The 14,403-nt window shown below is 56.9% G+C and carries 11 protein-coding genes and 1 tRNA gene; 2 read left to right on the top strand and 10 right to left on the bottom strand.

Features of this window, described 5'->3' with window-relative positions; translation table 11 throughout:
• Positions 1–4 precede the first annotated feature (4 nt).
• The 6 genes from nusA to KIK84_RS12880 all read right to left on the bottom strand — a co-directional run bounded on the left by nusA (position 5) and on the right by KIK84_RS12880 (position 7,840).
• On the bottom strand, positions 5–1,501 hold the full coding sequence (gene nusA, locus KIK84_RS12855) for a transcription termination factor NusA (RefSeq protein ID WP_214123495.1): 1,497 nt from the start codon (positions 1,499–1,501) through the stop codon (positions 5–7).
• A 36-nt stretch (positions 1,502–1,537) separates the two neighbouring features.
• The gene (rimP, locus tag KIK84_RS12860; protein ID WP_214123496.1) at positions 1,538–2,116 is read right to left on the bottom strand and encodes a ribosome maturation factor RimP; all 579 of its coding nucleotides are present in this window, start codon (positions 2,114–2,116) and stop codon (positions 1,538–1,540) included.
• 112 nt (positions 2,117–2,228) lie between these two features.
• Positions 2,229–3,854, bottom strand: a complete 1,626-nt coding sequence (locus KIK84_RS12865) for an ATP-binding cassette domain-containing protein (RefSeq protein ID WP_214123497.1) — start codon at positions 3,852–3,854, stop codon at positions 2,229–2,231.
• The gene (locus KIK84_RS12870; RefSeq protein ID WP_250207969.1) at positions 3,854–4,915 is read right to left on the bottom strand and encodes an ABC transporter permease; all 1,062 of its coding nucleotides are present in this window, start codon (positions 4,913–4,915) and stop codon (positions 3,854–3,856) included. Before KIK84_RS12870 ends, KIK84_RS12865 begins: the two co-directional genes overlap by 1 nt.
• A gap of 48 nt (positions 4,916–4,963) precedes the next feature.
• Complete coding sequence (locus KIK84_RS12875) at positions 4,964–5,995, bottom strand: ABC transporter permease subunit (protein ID WP_214123499.1); 1,032 nt, start codon at positions 5,993–5,995, stop codon at positions 4,964–4,966.
• Between the two features lie 9 nt (positions 5,996–6,004).
• Positions 6,005–7,840: an extracellular solute-binding protein gene (locus KIK84_RS12880; RefSeq protein WP_214123500.1), complete on the bottom strand. Its 1,836-nt coding sequence runs from the start codon at positions 7,838–7,840 to the stop codon at positions 6,005–6,007.
• Between the two features lie 43 nt (positions 7,841–7,883).
• On the opposite strand from KIK84_RS12880, the gene fabI reads away from it, so the two are divergent.
• Complete coding sequence (gene fabI / locus KIK84_RS12885) at positions 7,884–8,681, top strand: enoyl-ACP reductase FabI (RefSeq protein WP_214123501.1); 798 nt, start codon at positions 7,884–7,886, stop codon at positions 8,679–8,681.
• Positions 8,682–8,692: 11 nt separating this feature from the next.
• Here fabI and KIK84_RS12890 read toward each other — a convergent pair whose 3' ends face one another.
• From KIK84_RS12890 to KIK84_RS12905, 4 genes are all read right to left on the bottom strand, one after another.
• Complete coding sequence (locus tag KIK84_RS12890) at positions 8,693–10,384, bottom strand: cation:proton antiporter domain-containing protein (RefSeq protein WP_214123502.1); 1,692 nt, start codon at positions 10,382–10,384, stop codon at positions 8,693–8,695.
• 66 nt (positions 10,385–10,450) lie between these two features.
• Complete coding sequence (locus tag KIK84_RS12895) at positions 10,451–11,038, bottom strand: chalcone isomerase family protein (RefSeq protein WP_214123503.1); 588 nt, start codon at positions 11,036–11,038, stop codon at positions 10,451–10,453.
• Between the two features lie 37 nt (positions 11,039–11,075).
• Entirely contained in the window at positions 11,076–13,346 is a 2,271-nt protein-coding gene (locus tag KIK84_RS12900) for an arginine/lysine/ornithine decarboxylase (protein WP_214123504.1), read from the bottom strand.
• Positions 13,347–13,445: 99 nt separating this feature from the next.
• Complete coding sequence (locus KIK84_RS12905) at positions 13,446–14,141, bottom strand: DUF4197 domain-containing protein (RefSeq protein ID WP_214123505.1); 696 nt, start codon at positions 14,139–14,141, stop codon at positions 13,446–13,448.
• 125 nt (positions 14,142–14,266) lie between these two features.
• On the opposite strand from KIK84_RS12905, the gene KIK84_RS12910 reads away from it, so the two are divergent.
• Positions 14,267–14,356 (top strand) — tRNA-Ser (locus KIK84_RS12910).
• The last annotated feature ends 47 nt before the right edge of the window (positions 14,357–14,403 follow it).

Here is a 14,403-nt window from a genome sequence, read left to right on the forward strand (position 1 = left end):
GCCGTTACTCTTTGGTGTTCGCGTCATCAGCGAACCAGTGCGCACGGGCTTTCAAAATCAGAGCCTTGGCTTCATCGGCACTTTGGCCAGTGATATCAGTGAGCTCATCCACAGCCAGATCGGCCAAGTCATCACGGGTAGCAATGCCGGCTTCTGCCAACTTGCTGATCAACTCGGGCGTCAAGCCTTCCAAATCACGCAAATTGCGTGATGTTTCTTCCACATCCTCTTCTTGGGCAATTTCCATTGTCAGCAGTGCGTCTTTGGCACGGCTGCGCAGTTCATGCACGGTGTCTTCATCGAAGCTGTCGATTTCCAGCATCTCTTGCAGCGGCACATAAGCCACTTCTTCCAAGCTGCTAAAACCTTCGGCAATCAGGATGTCGGCGATTTCCTCGTCCACATCAAGCTTTTCCATGAACAGCTTGCGCAGGCTGCTGGTTTCATCGGCTTGCTTTTGAGCCGATTCAGCAGCGTCCATGATGTTGATTTTCCAGCCTGTCAGTTCGGACGCCAAGCGCACGTTCTGTCCGCCGCGGCCAATGGCAATGGCCAAGTTCTCTTCATCTACCACCACATCCATAGCGTGGCGCTCTTCATCTACCACGATGGATTGCACGTTGGCAGGAGCCAGAGCACCAATCACAAATTGAGCAGGATCTTCGCTCCACAGGACAATGTCCACGCGCTCGCCAGCCAACTCGTTGGTGACGGCGTTAACACGACTGCCACGCACGCCCACACAAGTACCAATGGGGTCGATGCGCTTGTCGTAAGCGTGTACGGCGATCTTGGCGCGTGAACCGGGATCACGGGCGCAGTTTTTGATCTCCAAGAGACCTTGCTCGATTTCGGGCACTTCTTGGCGGAACAGTTCGATCATGAATTCAGGAGCCGAACGCGACAACAAGATGGGCGCACCACGCAAAGTCAAATCCACTTCCATGATCATGGCGCGTACGCGGTCGCCATTGCGCAGGTTTTCCTTGGGGATCATCTCAGCACGGCGCAGGCGGCCTTCCACGCGACCTGATTCGACAATCATGTCGCCTTTGTCCATGCGTTTGACGGTGCCAACAAAGATTTTTTCGCCGCGCGACATGAAATCGTTGAGCAGCATCTCGCGCTCTGCGTCACGGATTTTTTGCAAGATCACCTGCTTGGCTGCCATCGCACCAATACGACCAATGGTGACGGACTCGATGGGTTCCTCGATGTACTCGTCCACTTGGATGTCGGCAATTTGCTCACGTGCTTCGAACAACAAAATTTCTTGGTCGGGCAATTGCAAACCTGCCTCGTCGGGCACCACATGCCAGCGACGGAAGGTTTCATAGTCCCCTGTGTCGCGATTGAGGGCCACGCGGATATCCACTTCGCCGTCAAAAAGCTTTTTGGTGGCTTGGGCCAACGCAGCTTCCACCGCGCCCATTACCACTTCACGTTCCACGTTTTTTTCACGGGAAATAGCTTCCACCAGCATCAACATTTCGCGATTCATGTCACTACTCTCCTGAATCTTCCAGTTATCAAATGCTCACTCTTGGCCAGCGCGGGTGGCGCGGCCTTTGAAATTCACAATCGGGGCCAAACGGGCTTCACGCAGCTCGTCAAGCGCAAATCCCAAGGCGTTGAGCGGCAGCGGTTCGCGCTTTTTGCTCACTTTTTGCCCGGGCTTTACAGGTGGCTCATCACTCCAGACGATTTGCCAGCCTGTTGAACCATCTGCGGCCAGAACTTTTTCCAGCGTGCCGCGAAATTTTTTGCGATTGGCGGCCACTTGACCACTTGCTTGCGTGCCAATAGGCTCCTTGAGGGTGATGTCAATCACCTCGCCGACAAAGCGTTCAAAATCTTGCTCATGGCGCAAGGGGCGATCAATTCCGGGGGATGAGACTTCCAGGCGCTGGTAATCCACAGCCTCCACTTCCAGCGTAAATTGCAGCTGGCGTGTGACTTTTTCGCAGTCTTCGACGGTAACGAAAGTCTCGGGGGTGCCGCTTTGCCAAGGCATATCAATCGTGATGCGCAACAGGCCCCCAGCGGAACGCTCGATTTCCACCAAGTCATAACCCAGACCAGATACGGTTTGCTCAACGATTGTCTGCAATGCCACGGATACAGCGCCCTTTCAAAATGGTTTGCCCAAAAAAAACGGGCGGTTAGTACCCGCCCGTTTGGTCGTGAAGCTCGAATTGTAACTTAAATATCCTGCATATTCACTAGTCTCATAGGGGTTTTAGCGTTGTCAACGCCAATTCTTCGTGCGCCAAGGCTTTCACCACAGCAGCGTCATGGGTGATGAGCAGGTAGCTCAGGCCTTTGTCGCGTTGCAAGCCATGAAGCAGTAGTAGCACTTGCTGGGCGGTACTGCGATCGAGCGCACTGGTCGGCTCATCTAACACCAACAGCCGAGGCTGCACTACCAAAGCACGCGCCAAAGCCAAGCGCTGGCGCTGCCCACCAGAAAACTGGTGTGGATAGCGTTGTAGCAAGTCTGGCATAGCCTCTATCGTTAGTCCCACATCCGCCAATGCTTGCAGCACGTTTTGCTGGCGTTGTGCGGGAGGCATCGCAGGGAAATGCACGCGCAAACCCTCTTCCACCAGCGCCTGCACCGTCATGCGCGGTGACAGGGAGGCAAAAGGATCTTGGAATACCACCTGCACACAACGGCGCAGCGCGAGCTGTTGCTGGGCATTGCCAGTGCCATCAGTTGACCAAGCAAGTCCACCAATGCGTACCTCGCCATGCATGCGCACTGCGCGCGAATCTTCTAGCAAATGCAGTACAGCCAGCGCCAAAGTGGACTTGCCACAGCCTGATGGCCCAGTCACGGCCAAGGTACGCCCTGCTCGCAATTGCAGCGATACCCCTTGCAACACCGGCACAAACGGGGGCTCCCACCATGCACGCCAACGCGTTTGCATCTGCCCTAGAGCGTTGCGCCAACCGTTTTTGGCGTTGGGCAAGCCCCATCGTAGGGTTGTTTGGGCATATGCCACATGCAAGTCGCGCACCTCCAGCAACATATCCGTGCTGGGCAGCATGGGTTGGACTGGTACAGCGCTGATGGGAGCCAGCAGCATTTGGGTATAGGGGTGCTGCGGCGTGTGTAGCACCTGCGCTGTGGGGCCTTGCTCTACCGCACGGCCTTTTTCCATCACCACCACCTGTTGGGCAAAGTGCGCCATCAGAGGCAAGTCGTGGGTGATGAGCACGATGGCCGTGCCGTACTGCCGCTGTAAGCGCTGCATCAACGCCAGCATGCTTTGGCGCAAGTCGGCATCCAGCGCCGTTGTGGGCTCATCGGCCAGCAAGACCTTGGGTTTGCACGCCAGTGCCATGGCCAATAGCACGCGCTGGCGTTGCCCGCCCGAGAGTTGATGCGGGTAAGTCCTGGCCCGCTGGGTTGGGTTGTCCAAGCCCACGTCTGCTATCAATTCAATAGCTGCTGCAGCAGCATCCACGGGCTTTAGAGCCTGTTTTTCCTCTAAAACTTCGGCAATTTGTTGACCTATGGGCATGAGTGGATTGAGCGCCGTCATGGGCTCCTGAAACGCCATGCCGATGACAGCGCCGCGCAAAGCACGCAGCTGCTCACGGTTTTGCTGCAGCAAATTGATGCGTTGGCCGGCATGCTCCAGCCAGATAGCGCCGCTGACCTGCGCGTGCCTAGGTAACAAGCCCATGATGGCCAGGGCAGTCAGCGTTTTGCCTGAGCCGGACTCCCCTACCAGCGCCAATCGCTCGCCCGCATCCACCGACCAGTTCACACTGTCGATCAGCGTGCGGGCTGTCTGCTCTGGCCCTGCCGGTAAGCGCACACTCAAGTTGTCCACGTGCAGCAGCATCACACGCCCTCCTGCCGAGGATCCAGTGCGTCACGCAAAGCATCTCCAATCAAGGTGAGCAGCAGCAGCGTGAGCACAAGCAAACCAAAGGTGGAGAGCGAAATCCACCACGCATCGATATTGGCCTTGCCTTGGGCCAGCAGCTCGCCCAGTGATGGCGTGCCCGGTGGAACGCCCAAGCCCAAAAAGTCCAGCGAAGTGAGCGCCAAAATGGCCCCACTCATGCGAAATGGCAAGAACGTGACCACCGGCGTGAGGCTATTGGGCAGGATATGCCGCCACACGATGCCCGCATGTGACACGCCCAGAGCCCTAGCGGCGCGCACATAGTCGAGCTGGCGATTGCGCAAAAACTCGGCGCGCACATAGTCCGACAGGCCCATCCAGCCGAACAAACTGAGCAACACCAGTAGCAAACCTACACTGGGCGAGAGTACTGCGCTCACGATGATGAGCAGGTACAACTCGGGCATGGAACCCCAAATTTCGATCAGTCGCTGCAGTGCCAAGTCAGTGCGCCCACCCCAATAGCCTTGCAATGCCCCCATGGCCACGCCCAGCAACACGCCGGTGCACGTAAGCCCCAGCGCGAACAAGATGCTGACGCGAAAGCCGTACAGCAACTGGGCCAGCACATCACGCCCCCGGTCATCGGTACCCAGCCAGTTGTCGCCGCTGGGAGCCGCCGGATTGGGCATGGTGGCGAAGTAGTTCAAGGTTTTGGGGCCGTAGCGATTGGGGGTGTACAGCGCCCAGTTGCCCGGTTGGCTAAAGCGCTGCTGCACAAACGGGTCGGCGTAGTCCGTGGGGGTAACAAAGTTGCCACCAAAGCTTGTCTCGGGGTAGTCATTCCACAGCGGCCAGTACCACTGGTCTTGGTAGTGCACAAGCAGCGGTTTGTCGTTGGACACCAGTTCAGCCCCCAGACTGAGCAGCACCATGGCTGTGAGCAGCCACAAACTCCACAAGCCACGGCGCTGGCGGGCAAAACGCTGCCAAGCGCGCCGCCATGGCGAGGCGGCTGGCACAACAACCGCGGGTACAGACGCCTCGGTAGGCATGGTGGTCAGTGCAGAAGGCTGGGAGGTGAAGCTCATGGGCACACAGGCTTAATCAAACGTGACACGGGGATCCACCCAGGCGTAGCAAAGGTCGGAGATGAGTTTGGTAACCAAACCCACCAGCGTGAACAGATAGAGCGTGCCCATGACCACCGGGTAGTCGCGCCGTATCACACTCTCGTAGCTCAGCAGGCCCAGCCCGTCGAGCGAGAACAGCGTCTCCACGAGCAGCGATCCGGTGAAAAACGCACCCACAAAAGCAGCCGGAAAGCCCGTGACGATGGGCAGCAAGGCATTGCGCAGCACGTGGGCGTAGAGCACGCGCCGCTCACTCAGCCCTTTGGCCTGCGCGGTCAGCACGTATTGCTTGCGAATCTCTTCCAACATGGCATTGCGCGTGAGCATGGTGGTCACGGCAAAACTGCCCACCACCATGGCCAGCACCGGCAGGGCAATATGCCAGAGGTAGTCCACCACCTTGGCCCCCCAACTCAGTTCGGCCCAATGGGGCGATGTCAGCCCCCGCAGCGGAAACCACTGCAACTGACCACCAAACACCACCAAGAGCGCCACCCCCAGCACAAAACCCGGTATCGCATAGCCCAAGAGCACCACCACGGTGCTCCAAGTATCAAAACGCGAACCAGCCCGCACCGCCTTGGCCACGCCCAGCGGCACCGCCACCAAGTAGCTGATGAAAAACGTCCACAGGCCCAAGCTCATGGACACGGGCAATTTGTCCCACACCAAGCTGGCAACCGAGCGGTTTTGGTAAAAGCTCTGCCCCAAATCGAAGCGGGCAAATTGCCAGAGCATGTCCACAAAGCGTTGTGGTGCGGGCTTGTCAAATCCGTACAGCGCTTTGATCTGTTCCAAACGCTTGTCGTCCACGCCTTGTGCACCGCGGTACTGCAAGCCACCTTCGGCCGCCGCACCAGCGCCCGTACCGACTTTGGCTTCGGCCAAGTACTGCTCCACCGGCCCACCGGGTACGAACTGGATCACCACGAATGTGAGCAGCAGCACACCCAGCAGCGTGGGCAGCATGAGCAAAATGCGCTTGAGGGTGTAGGCCAGCATGCAAGGTCTTTATGGTTGGGTTGGTTTGGCCCACCACATGTCCATGGCCCAAGTCTCCACATTGGCATAGGGCGGCATAGCAGGGGGATGGTCTAGGTGCCACGCGTTGTACACCAAGCGGTGGGTGCTGGCGTACCACTGGGGCACCAGATAGTAGCCATGGGCGATAACGCGATCCAAGGCACGGCACGCGCTTTGCAGCTCGGCCTGCGATGTGGCCTGCGTCATGCGGGCAATCAGCGCATCGACCACCGGGCTTTGCACGCCACTGAGGTTGCCCGAGTCTTCTTGGCGCGCTGCGGCGCTGCCAAACAGATCGGCGTACTCTTGCCCGGGGTTGTGCGTGCCGCCAAAGGCGATGGAGGTGATGTCGAAATCAAACTTTTGCAGCCGCTGCTGGTAGAGCGAAAAATCCACCGGACGAAAAACCAACCGCACCCCTATCTTCTCTAGGTTGCGCATCCACGGGGTGACCATGCGTGCACCGGTCTCGGCACTGTCGAGGTACTCCAGCTCCAAAGGCTGGCCTTGTGCGTTGCGCAGAGCACCATCGCGCCACGCCCACCCGGCTTGGGCCAGCAGGGTTTGGGCTTGGCGCAGGTGTTGGCGCAAATCGTCTGGGCTGCGGTTGACTGGGGGCGTCAGCATGGGGCCGACCACCGCGTCGTAGTGGCTGCCTAGCTGCTTGCGCCAGGGCTCCAGCAGGGCCAACTCGGCCGCGCTGGCGAGGCCTTGCGCCTGGCAGACGGTATTGCCAAACAAGCCTTGCACACGGCTGTAGGCGCTGTAAAAGAGCTGGCGATTCATCCACTCAAAGTCCATCGCCAGCGCCAAGGCTTGGCGCACCCGCACGTCTTGCAACAAGGGGCGGCGGGTGTTGAGCACGTAGCTCTGAAAGCCCGTGGGTTGCTGGTGGGTGAATTCGCCCTTGACCAACTCGCCCGTATCAAAGCGCCGCCCAGTGACCCGGCGCGCCCAATCGGTCGCCGAGAAAAAGCGCATCAGGTCAAATTCACCGGCCTTGAGCGCCTCCAGCCGGGCTGTGCTGTCTTGGTAAATTTTGACCGTGATGGCATCGAAATTGCCAGTGCCGATGCGCACATTCAGATGGCGCCCCCAGTACTGCGGGTCGCGTACATAGGTGATGTCTTTGCCAAATACCACCGGGCCTATGCGGTAAGGGCCGCTGGCAATTGGGATGTCCGTCACGATCTGGTCTAGCGGCTTGGGTTTGCCACCCTCCTCGCCCCAGCGGTGGCTAAAGATGGGCATGCTGCCCACCGTCAAGGGCAGTTCACGCAGCGGCTTGTGAAAGCGAAATCGCACTAACCGCTCGGCCAACACATCGGCACCGGCCACGTCTTGCAGCGTGGTGCGCCAGCCGGGCGAGGCTTGCGGGCTCATCAGCATATCCAGGCTGTGCTTCACATCGCGGGCCAGCACTGGGTCGCCGTTGTGAAAGCGCGCCACAGGGCGCAGGCGAAACGTGGCGCTCAAGCCATCGGCTGCCACACTCACATCGTCTGCCAAGAGGCCATAGGCAGATGCTGTTTCGTCCAAGGCTGGTGTGAGCAGGCTCTCAAACAACAGCGCGCCCAAGTAGGCTGGGGCGCTGCCTTTGATGCTGAAAGGGTTGTATTTATCGAACGTCGAGGTGCGCAAATTGCTCACCAGCCGCAAGGTGCCTCCTTTGGGCGCTTGGGGGTTCACGTAGTCAAAGTGTGCAAAGCCATTCGGGTATTTCAACTGCCCCCATAGGGCGTAGCCATGGGCTGCCCATGCCGATGTTTGCAGCACAACCCAAGCAAAGATTAGAGAGCCAACCCAAAATACACAGCGACGCATGCGACAATTCTGCCTTACATCAAGTATTTCGCATGAGGAAGATATGGGTTTTCTTGCCGGCAAAAAGCTGCTCATCACAGGCGTACTGTCCAACCGTTCTATTGCGTATGGCATTGCCAAAGCCTGCCACCAACAAGGCGCTGAACTGGCCTTTAGCTACGTGGGTGAGCGCTTCAAAGACCGCATCACCGAGTTTGCGGCCGAGTTCGATTCCAAGCTGATATTCGATTGCGATGTGGCAGACGATGCCCAAATCGAGCGCATGTTTGCTGATCTAGGCCAACACTGGGGCCAGTTCGACGGCTTTGTGCACAGCATTGGTTTTGCCCCCCGCGAAGCCATTGCAGGCAATTTCTTGGACGGTTTGAGCCGTGAGAATTTCCGCATTGCGCACGATATCAGCGCATACAGCTTCCCCGCCATGGCCAAAGCGGCCCTGCCCTACCTGAACGACAAGTCTGCCCTCTTGACGCTGAGCTATTTGGGCGCAGACCGCATCATCCCCAACTACAACACCATGGGTTTGGCCAAAGCCTCGTTGGAAGCCTCGGTGCGTTACTTGGCCGAAGCCGTGGGTAGCCTGCCCGATGGCCGCAGCATCCGCGTCAACGGCATCAGCGCGGGCCCCATCAAGACTTTGGCTGCCAGCGGCATCAAAGACTTTGGCAAGCTCTTGTCCATGGTGGCTGCAGCGGCACCAACACGCCGCAACGTCACCATTGACGAGGTAGGCAATGTAGCCGCCTTCTTCATGAGTGATTTGGCCTCAGGCGTGACTGCTGAAGTCACCTTCGTGGACTGCGGTCACAACAAAACCATGGGCGTGGCTGAAAACGCCTAAACCCCACCGTGTTAAGCCGCAAAGCGGCTTAACACATGGCTGGTCATGCCCTTGGCCAGCTCTTCTTCCCCATAGAAAACCGTGGTCTGCGCCTCTTGGCGAAGCAAGGTGGTTTCATCTTCACTCTGGGTGCGCAACACAATCTCGATGCTTGGATTGAGTGTGCGGGCGGTCGCAATCATTTGCCGTGCATCCAGTGAATCCGGACTGGCGATAACCAACATGGCTGCATGTGCTATGTGGGCTTGCACCAGCACTTCGGGCTCTGCTGCATTGCCCGACACTGCAGCCATCCCTTGCTTGCGTAAATCCTCCACCAACTCGCGATTTTGCTCAGCCACCACACAGGGAATAGCGCGTTCGTGCAGCGCTTGGGCAATGCGTTTACCCACACGACCATAGCCCACCAACACCACTTGTTGGGACAAATATTTGCGTTCGGTGCTCATTGGCAACTCGGCAAACGGGTCTTGCCGGATCTCCAAAGTACGCGCATAACTGGATCGCTCTAGCACCCAGCGTCGCAGTGGTTCAATAGCGGTGAACAAAAAGGGATTGATGGCGATGGAAATGAGCGCAGCAGCGAGCACCAAACTCATACCTTCGGTGCTGAACAAGCCCAAGGCCTGCCCCAAGCCTGCCAAGATGAAGGAAAACTCTCCTATCTGCGCCAAGCTGACCGCGACGGTAAAAGCCGTGTTGAGCGGGTAACGAAACACCAGCACTAAAGTGGCAGCCGCCAACGATTTGCCCACAATCACAATCGCAACGGCTCCCAGCACATACCATGGTTTTTGTACCAATATGCTGGGATCAAACAGCATGCCGACCGCCACAAAAAAGAGCACAGAAAATGCATCGCGCAGCGGTAAGGACTCCTCTGCAGCACGGTGGCTGAATTCAGATTCGCGCATCACCATGCCAGCGAAAAATGCCCCAAGAGCAAACGAGACGTGGAACAGTTTGGCCGCCCCGTAAGCAATGCCCAGTGCAACAGCCACCACCGCCAGTGTGAACAATTCGCGTGAACCGGTCTTGGACACGTGCCACAACAGCTTGGGCAAGGCTTTGCGCCCCACCACCAGCATGAGGGCAATGAAGGCGCCTACCTGCAGCAAAGTTTGCCCAATAGTGATCCACAATGACTCATGATTGGCTAGCGCTGCAGATTGGCCCCCCAGCATGCCAGCCAAGGGCGGCAGCAAAATCAGCACCAACACGGTAGCCAAGTCTTCCACCACCAACCAGCCAATGGCGATGCGTCCATTCATCGAATCCACCAAACCACGCACCTCTAGGGCTTTGAGCAATACCACTGTGCTAGCGCATGAGAGGCAGAGACCAAAAATCAGCGCATTGCCAACATTCCAACCCCACCAAGTAGCCAAGCCGACCCCCAGCACGGTGGCCAGACCCATTTGCACAATGGCGCCGGGTACCGCCAAGCGTTTGACTGCCAGCAGATCGGCCGGTGAAAAATGCAAGCCCACGCCAAACATCAGCAGCATGACGCCGATTTCTGAGAGCTGGGATGCAATGCCTACATCCCCCACAAAGCCCGGGGTGGCTGGGCCGATCAGAATGCCTGCCAGCAGATAGCCCACCAAAGCAGGCAGCTTGATGCGTTCAGCCGCAAAGCCGAGCACCAAGGCGAAAACAAAGCCCACCGCGACGGTGGAAATGAGTGAGACATCGTGTTCCATAGCGTGCGGCGATTGTGCATGCGCATGCCCGCATCACCGCACTCCTATGGCCTAGATCTGCTAGGGCTATTGCTGTGCACTCTGCCCCAGCAAAGCATCTTTGAGCTTGAAGTCCGCAGGAATATGCCCCAACCAAATGCGCAGCACTGCTTGGAAGAAACCCTCATCCCCCACTGGAGCCCCTTGCGCCACGCCAGCGATGAAAAAGGTGGTTCCCTTGCCTGGCACGTACTCCATGGCAAAAGAATCGCCTGGCGTCAGTTTGGGTTTGCCAGAGAAGACTTCAATCAAACGATTGGTTTCTATGGTGTATTTGCGCACAATTTCAGGGCTGTTGTTGTTGCTCAGCCCTTTGAGGAAAGCCACTCCCAAATCAGTCCCCGGCATTTCGCGCAAGGCAACAAAACTCAAGCGTTTGTTGCCTTGCATATTGAGCACATCATCCACTTTGTTGGTTCTAGCCCCCAAGTAAAGGGCCATGTCGTACACCTTGAAAATGGCTTTGTAGCGCGTGCCTGAACCATTGAGTACCAAAATCTGACCCTGCACGCCGTGGGTTGGCTCAAAAGGCGTGGCTGCATGGGCCGTTCCCCATGCTAAACATGCTGCCAACGCCCATATGCCCAATGCGCGCAGTGGTGTACGAATTCCCATATGGTGTCTCCTCCTCGGAGGTTGTTGATTTATTGTGCTATGCCTTCACGCAGTCGGCGTAATAGCGCACCACGCCATCTTCACCGACTTCGCTGACCAAACCATGGATATCGGTCTCAAAGCCTGGGCACTGGCTGTTAAACGCCCGCGAGAACTTCAAATAATCGACGATCTTGCGGTTGAACACTTCACCAGGAACCAACAGCGGAATACCGGGCGGGTATGGCGTGACCAAACCGACCGACACTCGGCCTTCGAGTTTGTCTATCTCTACACGATCTGTTTTGCGCAACGCTATATGGGAATAGGCATCGCTGGGCGTCATGGCGGGCACCAAGTCGCTTAAGTACACCTCGGTCGTCAAGCGAGCGATGTCGTGCTTGGCGTACATGGCATGGACAAACTGGCACAAATCGCGCAAACCCATGCGCTCGTAGCGTGGATGTTTTTGGCAAAACTCCGGCATGATGCGCCACATGGGTTGGTTGCGGTCGTAGTCGTCCTTGAACTGCTGCAACGCCGTCAGCATGCTGTTCCAGCGGCCTTTGGTAATGCCGATGGTGAACATGATGAAAAAGCTGTACAGGCCCGTCTTTTCCACCACCACACCATGCTCAGCTAAAAATTTGGTCACGATGCTGGCCGGAATTCCCTCTTGCGAGAATTTTCCTGTCAGATCCAAGCCGGGCGTTACGATGGTGGCCTTGATTGGGTCGAGCATGTTAAAGCCGTTGGCCAGCTTGCCAAAACCATGCCAATTGCCCTTGGTGGCTTTGGTTTCGCCCTTGATGATCCAGTCAGCTGCTTGGCCAATACCTTCTTCGGCCAAATGGTCTGGGCCCCAGACCTTGAACCACCAGTCATCGCCATATTCCTCATCCACTTTGCGCATGGCACGGCGGAAGTCCAAGGCTTCGGCAATGCTTTCCTCCACCAAAGCGGTGCCTCCGGGGGGCTCCATCATGGCAGCAGCCACATCGCAGCTAGCGATGATGCTGTACTGCGGGCTGGTAGAGGTGTGCATCAGGTAGGCCTCGTTGAAGAGGTGCTTGTCGAGCTTGACCTTTTGCGAGTCTTGCACCAACACGTGGCTGGCTTGGCTGATACCGGCCAACAGCTTGTGAATGGATTGCGTGCTGTAGACAACGGCCTCTTTGGGACGTGGGCGGTTCTTACCCATGGCGTGGTACATGCCATAGAAGGGGTGGAACGCCGCATGGGGCAACCACGCTTCGTCAAAGTGGATGTTCTCCACATAGCCATCGAGCATTTGCTTGATGGTTTCGGTGTTGTAAAGCACGCCGTCGTAGGTGCTTTGGGTCAGGGTCAGTATGCGTGGTTTAACCTTTTTGGCATTCACGCCTTGCAGCAAGGGATGGGCCTTGATCTTGGCCTCAATCGCTTTGGGCTCGAACTCACTTTGCGGAATGGGGCCAATGATGCCAAAGTGGTTGCGCGTGGGCTTCAAGAAGACGGGAATAGCGCCCGTCATGATGATGGCGTGCAGATTGCTCTTATGACAGTTGCGATCGACGATCACCACATCGCCAGGGGCCACAGTGTGGTGCCACACCATCTTGTTCGATGTAGACGTGCCGTTGGTAACGAAAAAACAGTGATCCGCATTGAAAATACGTGCAGCATTGCGCTCGGAAGCACCAATGGCGCCGTTGTGATCCAGCAGCTGACCCAACTCTTCCACCGCATTGCAGACGTCGGCGCGCAGCATGTTCTCGCCAAAGAACTGGTGGAACATCTGACCGACCGGGCTTTTCAGGAAGGCCACGCCACCCGAGTGGCCGGGGCAGTGCCAGCTGTAAGAGCCATCCTCGGCGTAGTCCAGCAGAGCCTTAAAGAAGGGCGGCTGCACGCTTTCCAGGTAACTCTTGGCCTCACGGATGATGTGGCGCGCCACGAACTCGGGCGTGTCTTCAAACATGTGGATGAAGCCGTGCAGCTCACGCAGGATGTCATTGGGAATATGGCGGCTGGTCTTGGTCTCGCCATACACATAGATGGGCACGTCGGCATTCTTGCGGCGCACTTCTTCGATGAAGTGGCGCAGGTTTAGCACCGCGGGGTCTAGGTCCGGGCCGGGAGTGAATTCCTCGTCGTCTATGGACAGGATGAAGGCGCTGGCACGGCTTTGTTGCTGGGCGAATTGGCTCAGGTCGCCATAACTGGTGACGCCCAGCACCTCGAAACCTTCGGATTCGATCGCCTGTGCCAGAGCACGGATGCCCAGGCCGGAGGTGTTTTCGGAACGAAAGTCCTCATCAATGATGATGATGGGGAAACGAAATTTCATGAATCTCCCTCCAACCAGGGGTAAAAATGAATGGCGACTGGTTCGCCAAAAACCGAAGGCGCGAAGTGTAAGGATTTCTGATGACGATGCGGAGAATTTTTACCAGTTAGCGCCAAAAACCCGCTTCAGCAATTGGCTGGCTTGGCCTACAGGGTCTTGGCGTATGGCTTTTTCTTCGTCGCTGATGATGAGGAACAAGCCGTCGAGTGCTTTTTCCGTCACATAGTTGTCTAAGTTAGCATTTGCTTCACTGATGAGTCCCAATTTCGCTGCCTGTCCAGCATAGGTGTTGTATTTGTCGGCCAATTGCACACGCTTTGTGGCTTTGCTCACTATGGGGCGAAATTTACTGCGCAATGCCTCGCTGCTGGTCTTGCGAAAGTACGCCGTCGCCGCGGTATCACCACCAGTCAAGATGCCCTTGGCATCTTGCACAGTCATTTGTTTGACTGCATTGAGCAAAATGGGTTTAGCTTCTTGAACCGCCGCTTCTGCTGCATGGTTCAAGGTTTGCCGCAGATCATCGGCCTGCTGGCCCATGCCAAAGGTGCGCAGCAGTTGCTCAGCTTTTTGCAAACTGTCTGGCAAGGGAATGCGCACCCGGTCATTGCCCCAAAAACCATTGCTGGCACCCAATTGCCCCACGGCCACAGTAGAAGCTTTGCTCAGTGCGTCTTTTAAACCATTAGCAACCTCTTGGTCTTTCAATGAATCCAAGCCTAGCGCCTGTGCCAGACCGGCCAAGACCAAGAGCAGACTGCCTGCCAAACGAATGCCTATGCGTTGATTAGTCATGCCCCATTGTAGTTTTGCCCCCATGCCTCACAAAGGGAGTATGCGATGACTTTGTGACGCAACAATACAGAAAATTGGGATTTTCCAGTTTTGCGCCTTATTTTCAAGCTAGAATTGCAGGCTCTGGAGCGGTGGATGAGCGGTTTAAGTCACACGCCTGGAAAGCGTGCGTGGGGTAAAACCCACCGCGGGTTCGAATCCCGCCTGCTCCGCCAGATACAAAAACCTGCTGATAATTCAGCAGGTTTTTTTATGCCTGATC

It is taken from the genome of Curvibacter sp. CHRR-16 (assembly GCF_018474005.1).
Lineage (GTDB): Bacteria > Pseudomonadota > Gammaproteobacteria > Burkholderiales > Burkholderiaceae_C > Allorhodoferax.

Excerpts from the sequence above, each read along its gene's own strand:
- KIK84_RS12875 (WP_214123499.1), bottom strand. The coding sequence starts at position 5,995 with ATGCTGGCCTACACCCTCAAGCGCATTTTGCTCATGCTGCCCACGCTG.
- KIK84_RS12880 (WP_214123500.1), bottom strand. The coding sequence starts at position 7,840 with ATGCGTCGCTGTGTATTTTGGGTTGGCTCTCTAATCTTTGCTTGGGTT.
- KIK84_RS12905 (WP_214123505.1), bottom strand. The coding sequence starts at position 14,141 with ATGACTAATCAACGCATAGGCATTCGTTTGGCAGGCAGTCTGCTCTTG.
- KIK84_RS12890 (WP_214123502.1), bottom strand. The coding sequence starts at position 10,384 with ATGGAACACGATGTCTCACTCATTTCCACCGTCGCGGTGGGCTTTGTT.
- KIK84_RS12865 (WP_214123497.1), bottom strand. The coding sequence starts at position 3,854 with ATGCTGCTGCACGTGGACAACTTGAGTGTGCGCTTACCGGCAGGGCCA.
- fabI (WP_214123501.1), top strand. The coding sequence starts at position 7,884 with ATGGGTTTTCTTGCCGGCAAAAAGCTGCTCATCACAGGCGTACTGTCC.
- KIK84_RS12900 (WP_214123504.1), bottom strand. The coding sequence starts at position 13,346 with ATGAAATTTCGTTTCCCCATCATCATCATTGATGAGGACTTTCGTTCC.
- KIK84_RS12870 (WP_250207969.1), bottom strand. The coding sequence starts at position 4,915 with ATGCCTACCGAGGCGTCTGTACCCGCGGTTGTTGTGCCAGCCGCCTCG.
- nusA (WP_214123495.1), bottom strand. The coding sequence starts at position 1,501 with ATGAATCGCGAAATGTTGATGCTGGTGGAAGCTATTTCCCGTGAAAAA.
- KIK84_RS12895 (WP_214123503.1), bottom strand. The coding sequence starts at position 11,038 with ATGGGAATTCGTACACCACTGCGCGCATTGGGCATATGGGCGTTGGCA.